General features: G+C 57.9%; 12 protein-coding genes. 5 read left to right on the plus strand and 7 right to left on the minus strand.

Features of this window, described 5'->3' with window-relative positions; all coding sequences use genetic code 11:
- Window positions 1-57 precede the first annotated feature (57 nt).
- The 7 genes from NH395_RS11760 to NH395_RS11790 form a co-directional block, all read right to left on the minus strand.
- Entirely contained in the window at window positions 58-720 is a 663-nt protein-coding gene (locus tag NH395_RS11760) for a bifunctional 4-hydroxy-2-oxoglutarate aldolase/2-dehydro-3-deoxy-phosphogluconate aldolase (protein WP_253025034.1), read from the minus strand.
- 38 nt (window positions 721-758) lie between these two features.
- A complete protein-coding gene (gene pgl, locus NH395_RS11765) occupies window positions 759-1,424 on the minus strand; it encodes a 6-phosphogluconolactonase (protein WP_253025036.1) in 666 nt (221 codons plus the stop codon).
- A 1-nt stretch (window position 1,425) separates the two neighbouring features.
- Window positions 1,426-2,931 carry a glucose-6-phosphate dehydrogenase gene (gene zwf, locus NH395_RS11770; RefSeq protein ID WP_253025038.1) on the minus strand — a complete coding sequence of 502 codons (1,506 nt, stop codon included), beginning with the start codon at window positions 2,929-2,931 and terminating at the stop codon, window positions 1,426-1,428.
- 513 nt (window positions 2,932-3,444) lie between these two features.
- Window positions 3,445-4,161, minus strand: coding sequence for an anti-sigma factor (locus tag NH395_RS11775; RefSeq protein WP_253025039.1), 717 nt, complete (start codon window positions 4,159-4,161; stop codon window positions 3,445-3,447).
- A complete protein-coding gene (locus NH395_RS11780; RefSeq protein WP_253025041.1) occupies window positions 4,158-4,721 on the minus strand; it encodes a sigma-70 family RNA polymerase sigma factor in 564 nt (187 codons plus the stop codon). Before NH395_RS11780 ends, NH395_RS11775 begins: the two co-directional genes overlap by 4 nt.
- Before the next feature lie 110 nt (window positions 4,722-4,831).
- Window positions 4,832-5,356: a DUF3455 domain-containing protein gene (locus NH395_RS11785; RefSeq protein ID WP_253025043.1), complete on the minus strand. Its 525-nt coding sequence runs from the start codon at window positions 5,354-5,356 to the stop codon at window positions 4,832-4,834.
- A 190-nt stretch (window positions 5,357-5,546) separates the two neighbouring features.
- A complete protein-coding gene (locus NH395_RS11790; protein WP_253025046.1) occupies window positions 5,547-7,058 on the minus strand; it encodes a carbohydrate porin in 1,512 nt (503 codons plus the stop codon).
- Window positions 7,059-7,447: 389 nt separating this feature from the next.
- Here NH395_RS11790 and NH395_RS11795 point away from each other — a divergent pair, with 389 nt between their 5' ends.
- From NH395_RS11795 to ugpC, 5 genes are all read left to right on the plus strand, one after another.
- Entirely contained in the window at window positions 7,448-8,719 is a 1,272-nt protein-coding gene (locus NH395_RS11795) for an ABC transporter substrate-binding protein (protein ID WP_253025048.1), read from the plus strand.
- Between the two features lie 14 nt (window positions 8,720-8,733).
- Entirely contained in the window at window positions 8,734-9,720 is a 987-nt protein-coding gene (locus tag NH395_RS11800; protein ID WP_066317285.1) for a sugar ABC transporter permease, read from the plus strand.
- Window positions 9,717-10,559 carry a carbohydrate ABC transporter permease gene (locus NH395_RS11805; RefSeq protein ID WP_253025050.1) on the plus strand — a complete coding sequence of 281 codons (843 nt, stop codon included), beginning with the start codon at window positions 9,717-9,719 and terminating at the stop codon, window positions 10,557-10,559. The genes NH395_RS11800 and NH395_RS11805 overlap by 4 nt, the downstream gene beginning before the upstream one ends.
- Window positions 10,560-10,589: 30 nt before the next feature.
- Entirely contained in the window at window positions 10,590-12,215 is a 1,626-nt protein-coding gene (locus tag NH395_RS11810) for an alpha-glucosidase family protein (RefSeq protein ID WP_253025052.1), read from the plus strand.
- 63 nt (window positions 12,216-12,278) lie between these two features.
- Complete coding sequence (ugpC, locus tag NH395_RS11815; RefSeq protein WP_253025054.1) at window positions 12,279-13,385, plus strand: sn-glycerol-3-phosphate ABC transporter ATP-binding protein UgpC; 1,107 nt, start codon at window positions 12,279-12,281, stop codon at window positions 13,383-13,385.
- The last annotated feature ends 15 nt before the right edge of the window (window positions 13,386-13,400 follow it).

A 13,400-nucleotide genomic window follows, 5' to 3' on the forward strand; every position in this document is an offset into this window, starting at 1 on the left:
ACGACCCTGTTTGCGTGAGGCAAGTGGCGAGAGTGCAACTTACTGATTACACCACCTTTAGTGGTGAAAGCGCTCGGCAGCCTGGCGGGCCAGCTCGCGAATACCGTCCCAGTCTTCTGCCTCGACCATTGGCTTCGGCGTCAGCCAGGAACCGCCCACGCACATGACGTTGGGCAGCGACAGGTAATCCTCGGCGTTGTCGACGGTGATGCCGCCCGTGGGGCAGAAACGCGCTTCCGGAATCGGCGCGCCAAACGCCTTGAGCGCTTTGGCCCCGCCGCTGGATTCCGCCGGGAAGAACTTGAACCGGCGGTAGCCGTACTGCCAGCCGGTCATCAGTTCCGAAATGGTGGATACGCCGGGCAGCATCGGCACCGGGCTTTCCACGCCATAGCGATAAAGCGCGTCGGTCGCCCCAGGGGTGACCACGAAGTCAGCGCCGACCTGCTCGGCCTGGCGATACTGGGCAGGGGTCAACACCGTGCCGACGCCAATGCTCGCGCCCGGCAGCGCTTCTTTCATGCGCTTGATGGCTTCCAGCGCGCAATCGGTACGCAGGGTGATTTCCAGCACCGTCAAGCCGCCTTCTACCAGCGCACGCCCCATCGGTACGGCATCTTCCAGGCGATCAATGGTAATCACCGGAATCACCTCGGCCTTGAGGCAAATGCTGTCTAGCTCCGCGGTACGTGTCGACGGTAGCTGCTTATCAATGGTCATGTGAGTCTCCAAGCAAATTATTATTGACGAAAGCGGCGTTAAGGCGCCCAGTAAATCGCCAAGGGGCAGGATAAGAAAGCGCGGATGGGCAGTTGACGCATGTCGTCCCCGCTCAGAGCCTTGGCCAACACCGCTCTCTTATCGTCACCGGTAATATGTAAAATGTGGCGGCGCGCCTGATGCAGCCGGTCTGCCGAAAACGTGATGCGCGGCTGCGGCTGGCTGGGCGTTCGCACGGCGACCAGCGGCTCTTCCGTGGCGAGCGCCAAGCCAAGTTCCAGGCTGTCAGGAAACAACGAGGCCGTGTGGCCATCGCCACCCATGCCCAAAATCACGGCGCTTGCCGGCCAGCTAAGTGATAGCGCACGCTCACTGACGTCGGACACACCTTCTTCAGGCGTCCCGGCCTCGCTGGTCAAGGGTTCAAAATGAGCCGCTGCTGCCGCCCCCTGAAGCAAGTGCTCGCGAACCAATTTTGCGTTGCTGTCGTCACTTTGCTCATCCACCCAGCGCTCGTCCGCCAGCGTGATTTCCACCCGCTCCCAGGGTAGCGGCTTGGCCGCCAGCGCTTTGAAAAAGGGGACGGGCGTCGAGCCGCCGGAGACCACCAGCAAGGCGTTTTCCTGATGTTCCAGGTCGTCGTTCAAGGCCTGAAAAACGGCCTCTGCCAGCTGTTCGGCAAGCTGTGTGCGTGCATCGCTCATATCAATAATCCTCGTACCAGCTGCGACCATCCTGAGTAATCATGGCAATGGAGGCGACCGGCCCCCAGGACCCGGCCGGATAACGGCGCGGCGGCGTTTCCCGAGCTTTCCAGCCATCAATCAGCTGATCACACCAGCGCCAGGCATGCTCGACTTCGTCACGGCGCACGAACAGGTACTGCTGGCCTTTCATGACTTCCAGCAGCAACCGTTCATAGGCATCAGGGATACGCGACTTGGGGAAGGCGTTGTTGAAATCCAGGTGCAGCGGGCCGGGGCGTAGACGCATGCCTTTATCGAGACCGCTGTCTTTGGTGAGTACCTGGAGCGCAATGCCCTCTTCCGGCTGCAGGCGAATGATCAGCTTGTTGGCCGCGATATTGCGCTGATCCGGATCGAAGATGTAGTGCGGCTGCTGGCGGAAGTGGATCACGATCTGCGACAGCTTCTCCGGCATTCGTTTGCCGGTACGCAGATAGAAAGGTACGCCCGCCCAGCGCCAGTTGGCCACCTCGGTCTTCATTGCGACGAAGGTTTCCGTCTGGCTCTCCGTGTTGGCGCCCTCCTCTTCCAGGTAGCCCGGCACCTGTTGGCCGTCGCTGGTGCCCGCCGTGTACTGGCCGCGCACCACGTCTTTGTCCAGGGCTTCACCGGTGAACGGCTTGAGCGCCTTCAGCACCTTGACCTTTTCGTCGCGAATGGCGTCAGCGTCGAGATTGGAGGGCGGGTCCATGGCAATCAGACAAAGCAACTGCAGCAAGTGGTTCTGCACCATGTCGCGCAGCTGACCCGCTTCATCGAAATAGCCCCAGCGGCCCTCGATGCCGACCTTTTCCGCCACGGTAATTTCCACGTGGGAGATATGGTTCTGATTCCACTGGGTGCCGAACAGCGGGTTGGCAAAGCGCAGCGCGATCAGGTTCTGAACGGTTTCCTTGCCCAGATAGTGGTCAATGCGATAAACCCGCGACTCGGGAAAGACATCGCCAATGGCGTCGTTGATTTCCTCGGAAGACGCCAAGTCGAAACCGATGGGCTTTTCCACCACGACGCGCGTGGCATTGTCCAGACTGCCGCTCTGCTGAAGGTTTCGACAGATATCGCCGTAGATTTTGGCGCCCACCGACAGATAGACCACCATCGGGCGCGGCGACCCCTCGCGCCATTGACGCACGGCATCAAACCCCTCGACGCTGGTAAAATCCAGCTTCAAGTAATCGAGGCGGTCCAGAAAGCGCTCCAGGCTGGCTTTATCCTGCTCGTCCTTTTTGAGACGCTTGTGCAGCGCACCGCTTACCAATTGACGAAACTCGGCCGTATCATGCTCCTGGCGCGCCAACCCCAGAATGCGCGTGCTCTCGGGCATCAGGCCTTCTCGGTCCAGTTGATAGAGCGCGGGAAACAGCTTGCGCAGCGCCAAATCGCCAAGCGCGCCAAACAGCGCTAAGTCGATGGCGTTATTCGGATCGCCCAATGGGGCACCCTGGGAGGCAGGTGACGGGCTCATCTCAGCTCCTGTTGACCATTAGATGATCTAATGTTGTTAGATTACCTAAAATCTATCTGAAAAAAGGCATTATACGCAATATTACGTGTAATTTTACTACAAAAAATCTTCAAGCGTTACCTTAACTCTATTCTGGTTTTGCGCTGTTGCAATATGACGCAGCGGCTGCACTTCACATCAAGTACTCCCTCCCCTATCAACGACGTCTGCGTCCCGAAAAGATGAGGCAGTAGAGGTACGAATAAGCGTAGCTAAGCCTGTTCAAGGGGCAATGCCAACACCGCGATAAGACCTGAGGTTTCAATTTGATAGGAACATAAAAGCCCAGCTTCACTTCGAGGATGGTCAACTGGCGAACTGGATGGGTTATAACAATGGTCGGGTAAGTATCCGGAAAAAGCTAAGTAGCTGCTATGATTAGAAAGAGAGCGCCTTTGACCCAGCCGCATCTGGAACAGATGCAGCATCGTTTAGCGTGCAGTTCACAAGTCCGGGTGTTTGTTAATGAAACAGCTAAATCTCTACGGCGCGACCAATAAACTGGATAGGGCCAGTTGGCAAACCAGTAGGTGAGCCGCTTTCTTCTTCCAACGTCAGTTCAAACAACTGGTTGTCCTCAAGCGGCGGCAGTTTATCTAGCTGCATGCGAATTGGCTCTCCCGGCTCCACCAAACCGAGCGAGACAGGCGCTTGCCACTCATCTGCCTTGGTCCAGAACTCCAGCGCTTTTCCTTCCGGCACTTCAAAGGTGCCTAGCGGTATCAACTCAATTTGCTGTTGATTTGAGGCCTGAACGACCCACCCTGCGGACTGGCTTTGTGGCGCGAGCAATACCACCATGTACTCTGGCGTTGTAGGCGCGGTGGATACCTGGCTCAACATCACGCCCATGACTAGCGCGGCAGCCATTCCAATACCGGCAGCTCCCTGCCAAAACGGCAACTGGGTGAACCAGCGACGGCGTGGCGGCGTTGTAACGCTGGCACTTTGTGAGTCATGCAAAGCATTAAGGCTGCGTTCGATACGTGGCCATAAAGAGTCAGAAGGCCTTACTGGCTGAGTCAGCGCGGTATAGGGCACGAAGCGTTCTTCCCATGCCATCACCGCTCTGAGCAATTCCGGCTCGTATTTGAGTCGCGCTTCTACTGCCTTGCGCTGTGCCAACGACAGTGTTCCCAGTACGTATTCACCCGCCAGGGTGTGGTCGTCTTGATCAAGGGGACCGGTCATGCCATACACTCCCGTAGGCGCAGCAGGCTGCGTTTTATCCAGGCTTTGACGGTACCCAGCGGTGCCCCCGTGTGGGCGGAAATTTCCGCGTGACTGAGACCATCCACATAGGCATGGAGCACACAGTTACGCCGCTCGGTCTCTAACTGATGCAGGCAGTCATCCATGCGCTGGCCGGTCTGCCAATCGAAGGCTTCTTCAACAACGGACGAATGCTGGAAATGTTCGTCGAGGTTTATGTCGGTGGGGTCGTCAATATCAAACGTGATTTCACGATCACGGTAACGGATGGCGTTCAATGCCTGATGGCGCGCCACACTGAATATCCATGTTCGCGCCGACCCTTTGGCTGGGTCGAAGCTATTGGCGCGTTGCCAAATATTAAGGCAGGCATCGTGGACAATGTCTTCGGCCATGCCGCGATCCTTGACGATTCTTAGGACAACGCCTAACAGTCGGGCACCTTCATAAACATAAAGTTGGTGCAAGGCGTCATGCTCGCCGCGGGCACACTTGGCTAATACCGAAGCATGATCAAACTCTAAAGACTCGTCAGTCAAACCCCTAGCTCCCTGGTGACGGCGCCGACGTCGGTCGTCGTTCCCAAAGACAGCATAGCCGCTGGAGGCTCGACAAACGAGACCCCAGCGGAATTAGCGCGCTCGTCGACTTATTCAGCCGACCAGAAGATATAATCTGCTTGGTAGGTAACGACGGCGGTGGCACCGTCATGATCCATATCGCAGGCCACATCCGGAGCAACGCCACCCTGGGTGTTCAGCCGCTGGATGTAGCTGACGCCGGTAATAGCGCCTTCGCCTTCAGCGGGGTTGGCTTCAACAAGCTGGAGTGGAATGTTGCCATCACCATTGGCGGCGGTTGCCAGCTGGGTGCCGGTGACTTTCGAGCCATCCAGTGCTTCCCAGGTGGCGGGCGGGCCGTAGTAACTGCCGACCTGGCTACCGTCGCTATCATTAAGCGCAGCGTGTGGGCCTTTAAATACCCAAGCCATGGTGTCTTCGTCGTTCATTTCACACATATAAGTGATTGCGCCAACACCGACGGTTTCGAGCGCAACGGCATTGCCGTCCGGTACCTGGACGTCCGCGGGCGTCATGTCGGCAAGCGCAGCGTGACTGAAGGATGCAATCAGAGTGGCGGCCAAGGTAGCGCGCGTTAGATGATGAAGGGTCATTTTCAGTCTCCTAAAGGTTTAATATCAGCTGCCTTAAATAGCGGCTGTATAGGGAATACCCGCGAGGAGACGTTTTGGATGCAGCCAATTCATAATATTTCTAAAAAACGTAAAAAAGCCCGCGACGTGTCGCGGGCAATCAGAAACGGGTAAACAGCAAGCGGCCTGGCCTCTTACCAGGCCTACTGGCTTAGAACCAGACTTCGCTTTGAATGCCAAAGGTCCATTGGCTGCCGGTAAATTCATCAGAGCCAAAGGAGTCGGTCGCCGAATAATCGTTAAGCTCGTCATCCCAGTCGCTCCAGCTGGCAAACAGGCGAATTTCAGGCCGCTGCCAGAAACCACCTACTTCCGGCTTGAAAGTCGGCGCAACGGTGAACTTGGTGTAGTCCCCGTCAACTTCGTTGCGACTTGAATAGCCCTGGGGGTCGATGTCGATCATCTGGTAGCTGGCTTCGTACTGCATTTCGAAGTTTTCAGTCAGCTCGTTGGCCAAACGTACGTTGAGCGTGGCCCAGTCATACGAATCGCCTTCCGCAAAACGGTCTTCGCTGGTTTCTGCCAGTACGGAAGGCGCAATACGCCATTTGGGTGCAAGATAGGTAGTCCCATAAAGCGCTAGACGGGTTGAGCTGGCATCATCGGTCAAATCACCGTTGGCGCCGATGTTCTTGGTCTCGGCGCCCAGGCCCTGGCCGTGCAGCACTGCCGCCTTGTAGTTGCCTTCGCCCAACCCGAAGAAGCTGTCGCCGTGGTAGGCCACCATGGTATGGAAGCCGTTTTCGGCGGCTTCCTGCCCGGCGCCGATATCACGGGTATCGTTATCGGCGGCGGACATGCCGTTGACCATCCACTGCCAGTTACCAAAGTAGTTGTTGGAGGTCAGGATCAGGTTATCGGTATCGCCTTCGAGGCCGGGGTCTTCACTGCTGACCACATCAAAATCGGCAAAACTGCGGCCATAGATTGAAAGGTTTGATTTCCAGTTGCCGGCCAGTTGCATATCGTAGATACCGCCACCGGTACCGGCGAGGAACACCACATCGCTATCCAGCCAGTGGATGTCGAAGTTGTCGCGGTCAAAACGCTTACCGGCCCAGATGGAGGCGTTTTCAAACGCCCCGGTAAAGCTCGGTAGATCGCTGAATTCAGCATATACCTGACGGACGTTGATATCCGACTCGCCGCCAGTCCAGTCATTGCTCGAGGTGGTGCCGTCGGCAATCATGGTGCGGTATAGCGCTTTGGCGCCGTTATCGAACCGCATGCGGTAGTTCAGAATCGCTTCGGCATAGGTATCGGGCTCGTTACCCAAGCGACCCACCGCGCCGCCTTCAGGGCCTGCAGGTGTGACGTAAGGACCACCCTCTGCACTTTTTCCATCTTCACCGATCAACAAGCCCGAGCGTGCATAAACATTGAATGAAAACCCCTCTTCGCCGTCAGCATAGCGCTCTACCCTTGCCAGACGCTCTTCAATTTCAGCATCGCTTTCAATATCAGCGGTCGCGGCGCGTTGCTGTTCAGCCTCGGCAGCACGCTGCTCGGCGGCGTCGGCTCGCTGCTCAGCAGCGATAATCCGCGCTTCCAACTCGGCAAGCCGCTCTTCCATGGTGGTATCGGCCATGGCCGCACCGCTGACACCCAGGCTGGCGGCGGCGATGGCAATCGCCAGCGGTGTTTTGAACGTCATTTTATCCATTGTTTTAAACCCTATTGTTGTTCGACGCCCGCCCTTCACTGCGTTGCAATCCGATGCGCATGAAAGCGGCCGCGTTTGAGTCGATTGTTGTAAATCGTATTTGCTCCAACAGTTGGTAAAGCAACCACTGCTGCCAACCAAAACGCTGGAACAGGCGAAACTTAATCGATTAAGACTACGTAAACCAACCAGTAATTACTAATTGTCGACCAATGTCTAAACAGCAGGCATCGTGTTAGCAAAACCTGAATAAATAATTAGACAAAAGTCGCTATTGAACTTGCTGACAAGAGGCGGCTAACTATGCGCACCAACTTAATCGTTTAAGTCCACGTTCGACGGGCTTGAACGATGCGCTACCCGACAACAACAAACGCCGAGGAACCATCATGAAAAAAACGCTTTTAACGACCGCCATTGCGCTTGCCAGCACTACTGGTGGCATCAGCCAGGCTCAGGCGGCTGACCTGACTATTTCATGCGGTGCCGTAGGTGCCGAACTGACGCTTTGCCAGGAAGGCGTGGCCGCCTGGGAAGCAAAGACCGGCCACGAGGTCGATGTGGTCTCGACGCCCAATTCGTCCACCGAGCGGCTTTCGCTGTATCAGCAGATCCTGTCCGCCAATTCCAGCGATATCGACGTCATGCAGATTGACGTTGTCTGGCCGGGGCTGCTGGCCAACCACCTGCTCGATCTGCGCGAGGTGCTGGTCGACGACGCTGCTGCCGGACATTTCGAGACCATCTTGAACAACAACACCATCGACGGTCGGTTGGTCGCCATGCCGTGGTTTACCGATGCAGGCGTGCTGTATTACCGCGAAGACCTGCTCGAAAAACATGGCTTTGAAGTACCCACCACCTGGCAGGAACTGACCGAAACTGCCCGCGCGGTCAAGCAGGCAGAGCGCGAAGCAGGCAACGACCGCATGCAGGGCTATGTTTTCCAGGGCCGCGCCTATGAAGGCTTGACGGTGAATGCCCTTGAATGGGTGGCAAGCCACGGTGGCGGTAATGTTGTCGAGGCTGACGGCGAGGTCAGCATCAATAACCCGCAGGCGGCCGAAGCGCTTGACCTGGCGGCCTCATGGATCGGCGACATCTCGCCCAATGGCGTGCTCAATTACACCGAGGAAGAAGCCCGCGGTGTCTTCCAGGGTGGCAATTCCGTCTTCATGCGCAATTGGCCTTACGCCTGGGCGCTGGCGCAAAGCGAAGACAGCGACGTCCGTGGCAATGTCGGCGTCACCCAACTGCCGGCGGGCGGCGAAGACGGTGAAAGCGCTGCTGGCCTTGGTGGCTGGAACCTGGCGGTATCCCGCTACACCGAGAACCCCGAGCTTGCCGCCGACCTGGTGGCCTTCCTGACCGGCGAGGAAGAGCAGAAACGTCGCGCCATCGAAGCCTCCTACAACCCGACCATTGACGCGCTCTATCAGGATGACGAGGTGCTGGATGCCGTGCCCTTCTTCGGCACCCTTTACGACACCTTCACCAACGCCGTTGCCCGTCCTTCTGCGCCAACCGGCGATGCCTACGGCCGGGTCAGCAACGCCTTCTTCAGCGCTACCCACGAGGTGCTCTCGGGTACCAAGGATGGCGCCCAGGCCATTGAGGACCTGGAAAACGAGCTTCTGCGTTTGAAGCGTCGTAACTGGTAACGCTGGAGAGCCTGATGACGACTTCTCACTCAAGCGCGCCCGTTGGGGCGCGCACCGCCCCATTGACGGCGCGGCGCTCGCGCGGCACCAAGGTGCGCCGTCAGCGGGTCAAGGCGGCCTGGTTATTTTTGACCCCCATGCTGGTGGCGCTAGCGCTGGTGGCTGGCTGGCCTTTATTTCGCACCTTCTTTTTAAGTTTTACCGACGCCTCACTGTCTGACCTGGGCACCGCCAACTTCATCGGTTTCGAGAACTACCTGGTTCACGATAACGGCCGCTGGTTTGGCATCATGGCCGACCCCGTGTGGTGGCAGTCGGTATGGAATACCGTCTACTTCTCGGTGGTGTCGGTATCGCTTGAGGTTGTCTTTGGCGTCATCGTTGCGCTGATTCTCAATGCGGAGTTTAAAGGGCGCACCATTGTGCGTGCCGCTGTACTGATTCCCTGGGCCATCCCCACCATTGTCTCGGCGCAGATGTGGGCATGGATGCTCAACGACCAGTTCGGCATCATCAACCACATGCTGATGGGGGTTGGCGTCATCGATGACCCCATTGCCTGGACCGCCAGCGCCACCTACTCGATGTGGGCGGTGATCATGGTCGATGTCTGGAAAACCATCCCGTTTGTTGCCCTGCTGGTGCTTGCCGCCCTGCAGATGCTGCCCAAGGACTGTTACGAGGCTGCCGAAGTCGACGGCATTCATCCGGTGCGGGTGTTTTTCAAGGTGACGCTGCCGCTGGTTACCCCTGCCTTGATGGTGGCGGTGATTTTCCGCCTTCTCGACGCACTGCGGGTGTTCGATGTCATCTACGTGCTGACCTCGAATTCCACCAGCACCATGTCCATGTCGGTCTACGCTCGCCAGCAACTGGTCGAATTCCAGGACGTCGGCTATGGCAGCGCGGCGTCCACCCTGCTGTTCCTGATTATCGCCCTGGCAACCGTTGCCTACATTTATGCCGGTCGCAAGCAACTGCAACTGGGAGGTGACGCATGACCGCACGTCAGCTGAGCAAAATAGCCAAACGGGTCGGCTTCTGGGCGCTGATCGTGCTGATCATGGTCTACGCCGTGTTCCCGTTCTATTACGCCGTGATCACCTCGCTCAAACCTTCAAGCGAATTGTTCCGCGTGGAGCTCTGGCCGTCTACTTGGCACCTGGGTAACTACGCCCAGGTGCTCACCCAGTCGAGCTTTCTGCGGGCGATCTTCAATTCCATCGTGGTCGCCGTGAGCGTGGTGTTCATCGCCCTACTGCTGGGCATTACGGCCTCCTACGCGCTGGGTCGCGTCCGTTTTCGCGGGCGCTCAACGGTATTGCTGGTCATTCTGGGAGTGTCGATGTTTCCCCAGGTGGCAGTGCTCTCCGGGCTGTTTGAAGTCATCCGCACGCTCAACCTCTACAACAACCCGGCAGGGCTGATCTTGAGTTACACCATCTTCACCCTGCCCTTCACGGTGTGGGTGCTGACCACCTTCATGAAGCAGCTCCCCATGGAACTTGAAGAAGCCGCCATCATGGACGGCGCTACACCGTGGATCACCATTACCAAGGTGTTTTTACCCCTGATGTGGCCCGCCATGGCGACCACCGGGCTGCTCGCCTTCATTGCCGCGTGGAACGAGTTTCTGTTCGCACTTACCTTCACCCTGACCGACACCCAGCGCACCGTGCCGGTGGCGATCGCCCTGCTGTCCGGCGGCAGCGCCTACGAATTGCCCTGGGGGCCCATCATGGCGGCCTCGGTGGTGGTGACTGTCCCACTGGTGGTGCTGGTGATTATCTTCCAGCGACGCATCGTCTCTGGACTCACCGCTGGCGCCGTCAAAGGCTAAGGATTTTTAATGTCATCAACGGACTCACTCATGCAAGATACCCAAGACACAAACGCCTGGTGGCGCGGCGGCGTTATCTATCAGATTTATCCGCGCAGCTTCATGGACAGCCGCGGGGATGGTATCGGTGATTTACCCGGCGTTACTGAAAAGCTCGATTATGTGGCATCGCTCAATGTCGACGGTATCTGGCTATCGCCTTTCTTTACTTCGCCAATGCTCGATTTCGGCTACGACATCAGCAACTACCGCGACGTGGACCCGATGTTCGGCACGCTGGACGACTTCAAGGCGCTGCTGGCCAAAGCCCACAGGCTGGGCCTGAAAGTGATGATCGACCAGGTCATCAGCCATACCTCGGATCAGCACGCCTGGTTTCAGGAAAGCCGCCAGAATCGCACCAATCCCAAGGCTGACTGGTTTGTATGGGCTGACCCCAAGCCAGACGGCACGCCACCCAACAACTGGCTGTCGATTTTTGGCGGCCCGGCATGGACCTTCGAGCCTCGCCGCCAGCAGTATTACATGCATAACTTTCTAACCAGTCAGCCGGACGTCAACTTCCATAACCCGGAAGCGCGTCAGGCCCAGTTGGATAATATGCGCTTCTGGCTGGAGCTGGGTGTCGATGGTTTCCGCCTGGACACGGTCAACTTTTTCTTTCATGACGCCAAGTTACGCGACAACCCACCCGTTCCCAAAGGCGAAGCCAAAACCCTGGGCGCCCCGGACAGCAATCCGTATACCTGGCAGCGCCACGTCTATGACCTCAGCCGCCCGGAGAACCTGGACTTTCTCAAGGATCTGCGTGCGCTGATGGATGAATACCCCGGCACCACGACCGTGGGTGAAATCGGCGATGACAACCCGCTGGAGCGTATGGCCGAGTACACCGCCGGGGGCGACAAGCTGCATATGGCCTACACCTTCGACCTGCTCAACAAGCCGCATTCCGCTGCCTATCTACGTGAGGTCATCGAGCGCTTCCAGCGGCTGGCGGGCGATGCCTGGCCGTGCTGGGCCACCTCGAATCACGATGTTGAGCGCAGCGCCTCGCGCTGGGGCGCCGACGAAGACCCAACGGCCTATCCTAAAGTTGCCCTGGCAATGCTGTTTTCACTACGTGGCAGCGTCTGCCTTTACCAGGGCGAAGAGCTTGGGCTACCCGAAGCCGAGGTTCCCTTTGAACGCATTCAGGACCCTTACGGCAAGGTGCTCTGGCCCGAATTCAAGGGCCGCGACGGCTGTCGCACGCCCATGCCCTGGGATGATTCGTCCCAGGCGGGCTTTTCAAGCGCTGAACCATGGCTGCCGGTCTCGCCACGACATCGCGAGCTTGCCGTGAGCCAGCAACAGGGCGACTCGGCCTCAACCCTCAATGCCACACGCCAGTTGCTGGCGTTTCGGCGCCAGCACGCCGCGCTGTTTGACGGTGACTTGACGCTGGTCGACGTGGGCGACGACCTGCTGGGCTTTACCCGCCAACACGGCGACGAATCCCTGCTGTGCGTTTTCAATCTGACCGGCCAGCCGCAAGAGGTTACGCTCCCCGTTACGGTGACCGCCGATCTCGACGGCCATGGCTTCAACTATCAACGCGACGGCGACAGACTGACGCTCCCCGCTTACCAGGCGGCCTTTATGCGCACCGCCTAGGCCGTTTCAAACAACAACAGGCCAACCCGGGGCACAGGCCTTGAGGTTGGCAAGGAGTCACCCATGGCAAGTGTTACGCTTGAAAAAATTAACAAGGTGTTTGGCCGCGACCACATCATCGACGATGTCGATCTGGAAATCGGCGACGGCGAATTCGTGGTGTTTGTCGGCCCATCGGGCTGCGGCAAATCCACCCTGCTGCGCCTGATTGCCGGTCTGGAATCCATCACCGATGGCGATTTGCGTATTGATGACACTGTGGTCAACGATTTACCGCCACGTGAACGCGGTGTCGGCATGGTGTTCCAGTCCTATGCGCTCTACCCGCACATGACCGTATACGACAACATGGCGTTTGGTCTTAAGCTGGCCAAACAGTCGGATGAGACGATCAATGATCGGGTGATGAGTACAGCCAGGATTCTTCAGTTGGAAGAGTTGCTGCACCGCAAGCCCAAGGCACTTTCCGGTGGCCAGCGCCAGCGGGTAGCCATGGGCCGTGCCATGGCCCGGGAACCGCGCATTCTGCTGTTTGACGAACCGCTCTCCAACCTGGACGCCTCACTGCGCGTGCAGATGCGCAACGAAATCGCCCGGCTGCATAATCGTCTCGGCTCCACCATGATCTACGTGACCCATGATCAGGTAGAGGCCATGACGCTTGCCGACAAGATCGTGGTCCTCAACGGCGGCCACGTCGAGCAGGTGGGCAGCCCTCAAGCGCTTTATCAGCGCCCCGCTACCAAGTTCGTTGCCGGGTTTATCGGCTCACCCACCATGAATTTCATGCCCGCCCAACTGCTGGCAAAGGATGACCATGGCTGCCGGGTACTCGCTGCAGGCGTGGGCGAACTTGCCTTGCCACAGGATGCAAGTGCGCAGCCGCAAAGCGCCGCGCTCAGTATTGGCGTGCGCCCGGAACACCTACGCCTGGCAGAGCCGTCTGGAGATAACCGTTTCGAGATCGTCAACGTTGAATACCTGGGTAACGAAGTCTACGTTTACCTGGATCCCAAAGAAGGGGATACACTGCTGATCCATCGCAGCGAAGCGCCTAGTCAATGGGAAGAAGGGCAACACGTCGCGCTGGTGCCTGACACGCAACATGTCCATCTGTTCGATGACCGCGGTGCCGCGCTGGATTTGCCTGCTCAACGGCAAGCCGCCTGACTGGCGTGCTTTGAC

The sequence above is a fragment of the Halomonas sp. Mc5H-6 genome, from assembly GCF_024124705.1.
In the GTDB taxonomy this organism is placed as follows: domain Bacteria; phylum Pseudomonadota; class Gammaproteobacteria; order Pseudomonadales; family Halomonadaceae; genus Vreelandella; species Vreelandella subterranea.

Coding starts and splice junctions, on each gene's coding strand:
- NH395_RS11760 (WP_253025034.1), bottom strand. CDS start 720: ATGACCATTGATAAGCAGCTACCGTCGACACGTACCGCGGAGCTAGAC.
- pgl (WP_253025036.1), bottom strand. CDS start 1,424: ATGAGCGATGCACGCACACAGCTTGCCGAACAGCTGGCAGAGGCCGTT.
- zwf (WP_253025038.1), bottom strand. CDS start 2,931: ATGAGCCCGTCACCTGCCTCCCAGGGTGCCCCATTGGGCGATCCGAAT.
- NH395_RS11775 (WP_253025039.1), bottom strand. CDS start 4,161: ATGACCGGTCCCCTTGATCAAGACGACCACACCCTGGCGGGTGAATAC.
- NH395_RS11785 (WP_253025043.1), bottom strand. CDS start 5,356: ATGACCCTTCATCATCTAACGCGCGCTACCTTGGCCGCCACTCTGATT.
- NH395_RS11790 (WP_253025046.1), bottom strand. CDS start 7,058: ATGGATAAAATGACGTTCAAAACACCGCTGGCGATTGCCATCGCCGCC.
- NH395_RS11795 (WP_253025048.1), top strand. CDS start 7,448: ATGAAAAAAACGCTTTTAACGACCGCCATTGCGCTTGCCAGCACTACT.
- NH395_RS11800 (WP_066317285.1), top strand. CDS start 8,734: ATGACGACTTCTCACTCAAGCGCGCCCGTTGGGGCGCGCACCGCCCCA.
- NH395_RS11805 (WP_253025050.1), top strand. CDS start 9,717: ATGACCGCACGTCAGCTGAGCAAAATAGCCAAACGGGTCGGCTTCTGG.
- NH395_RS11810 (WP_253025052.1), top strand. CDS start 10,590: ATGCAAGATACCCAAGACACAAACGCCTGGTGGCGCGGCGGCGTTATC.
- ugpC (WP_253025054.1), top strand. CDS start 12,279: ATGGCAAGTGTTACGCTTGAAAAAATTAACAAGGTGTTTGGCCGCGAC.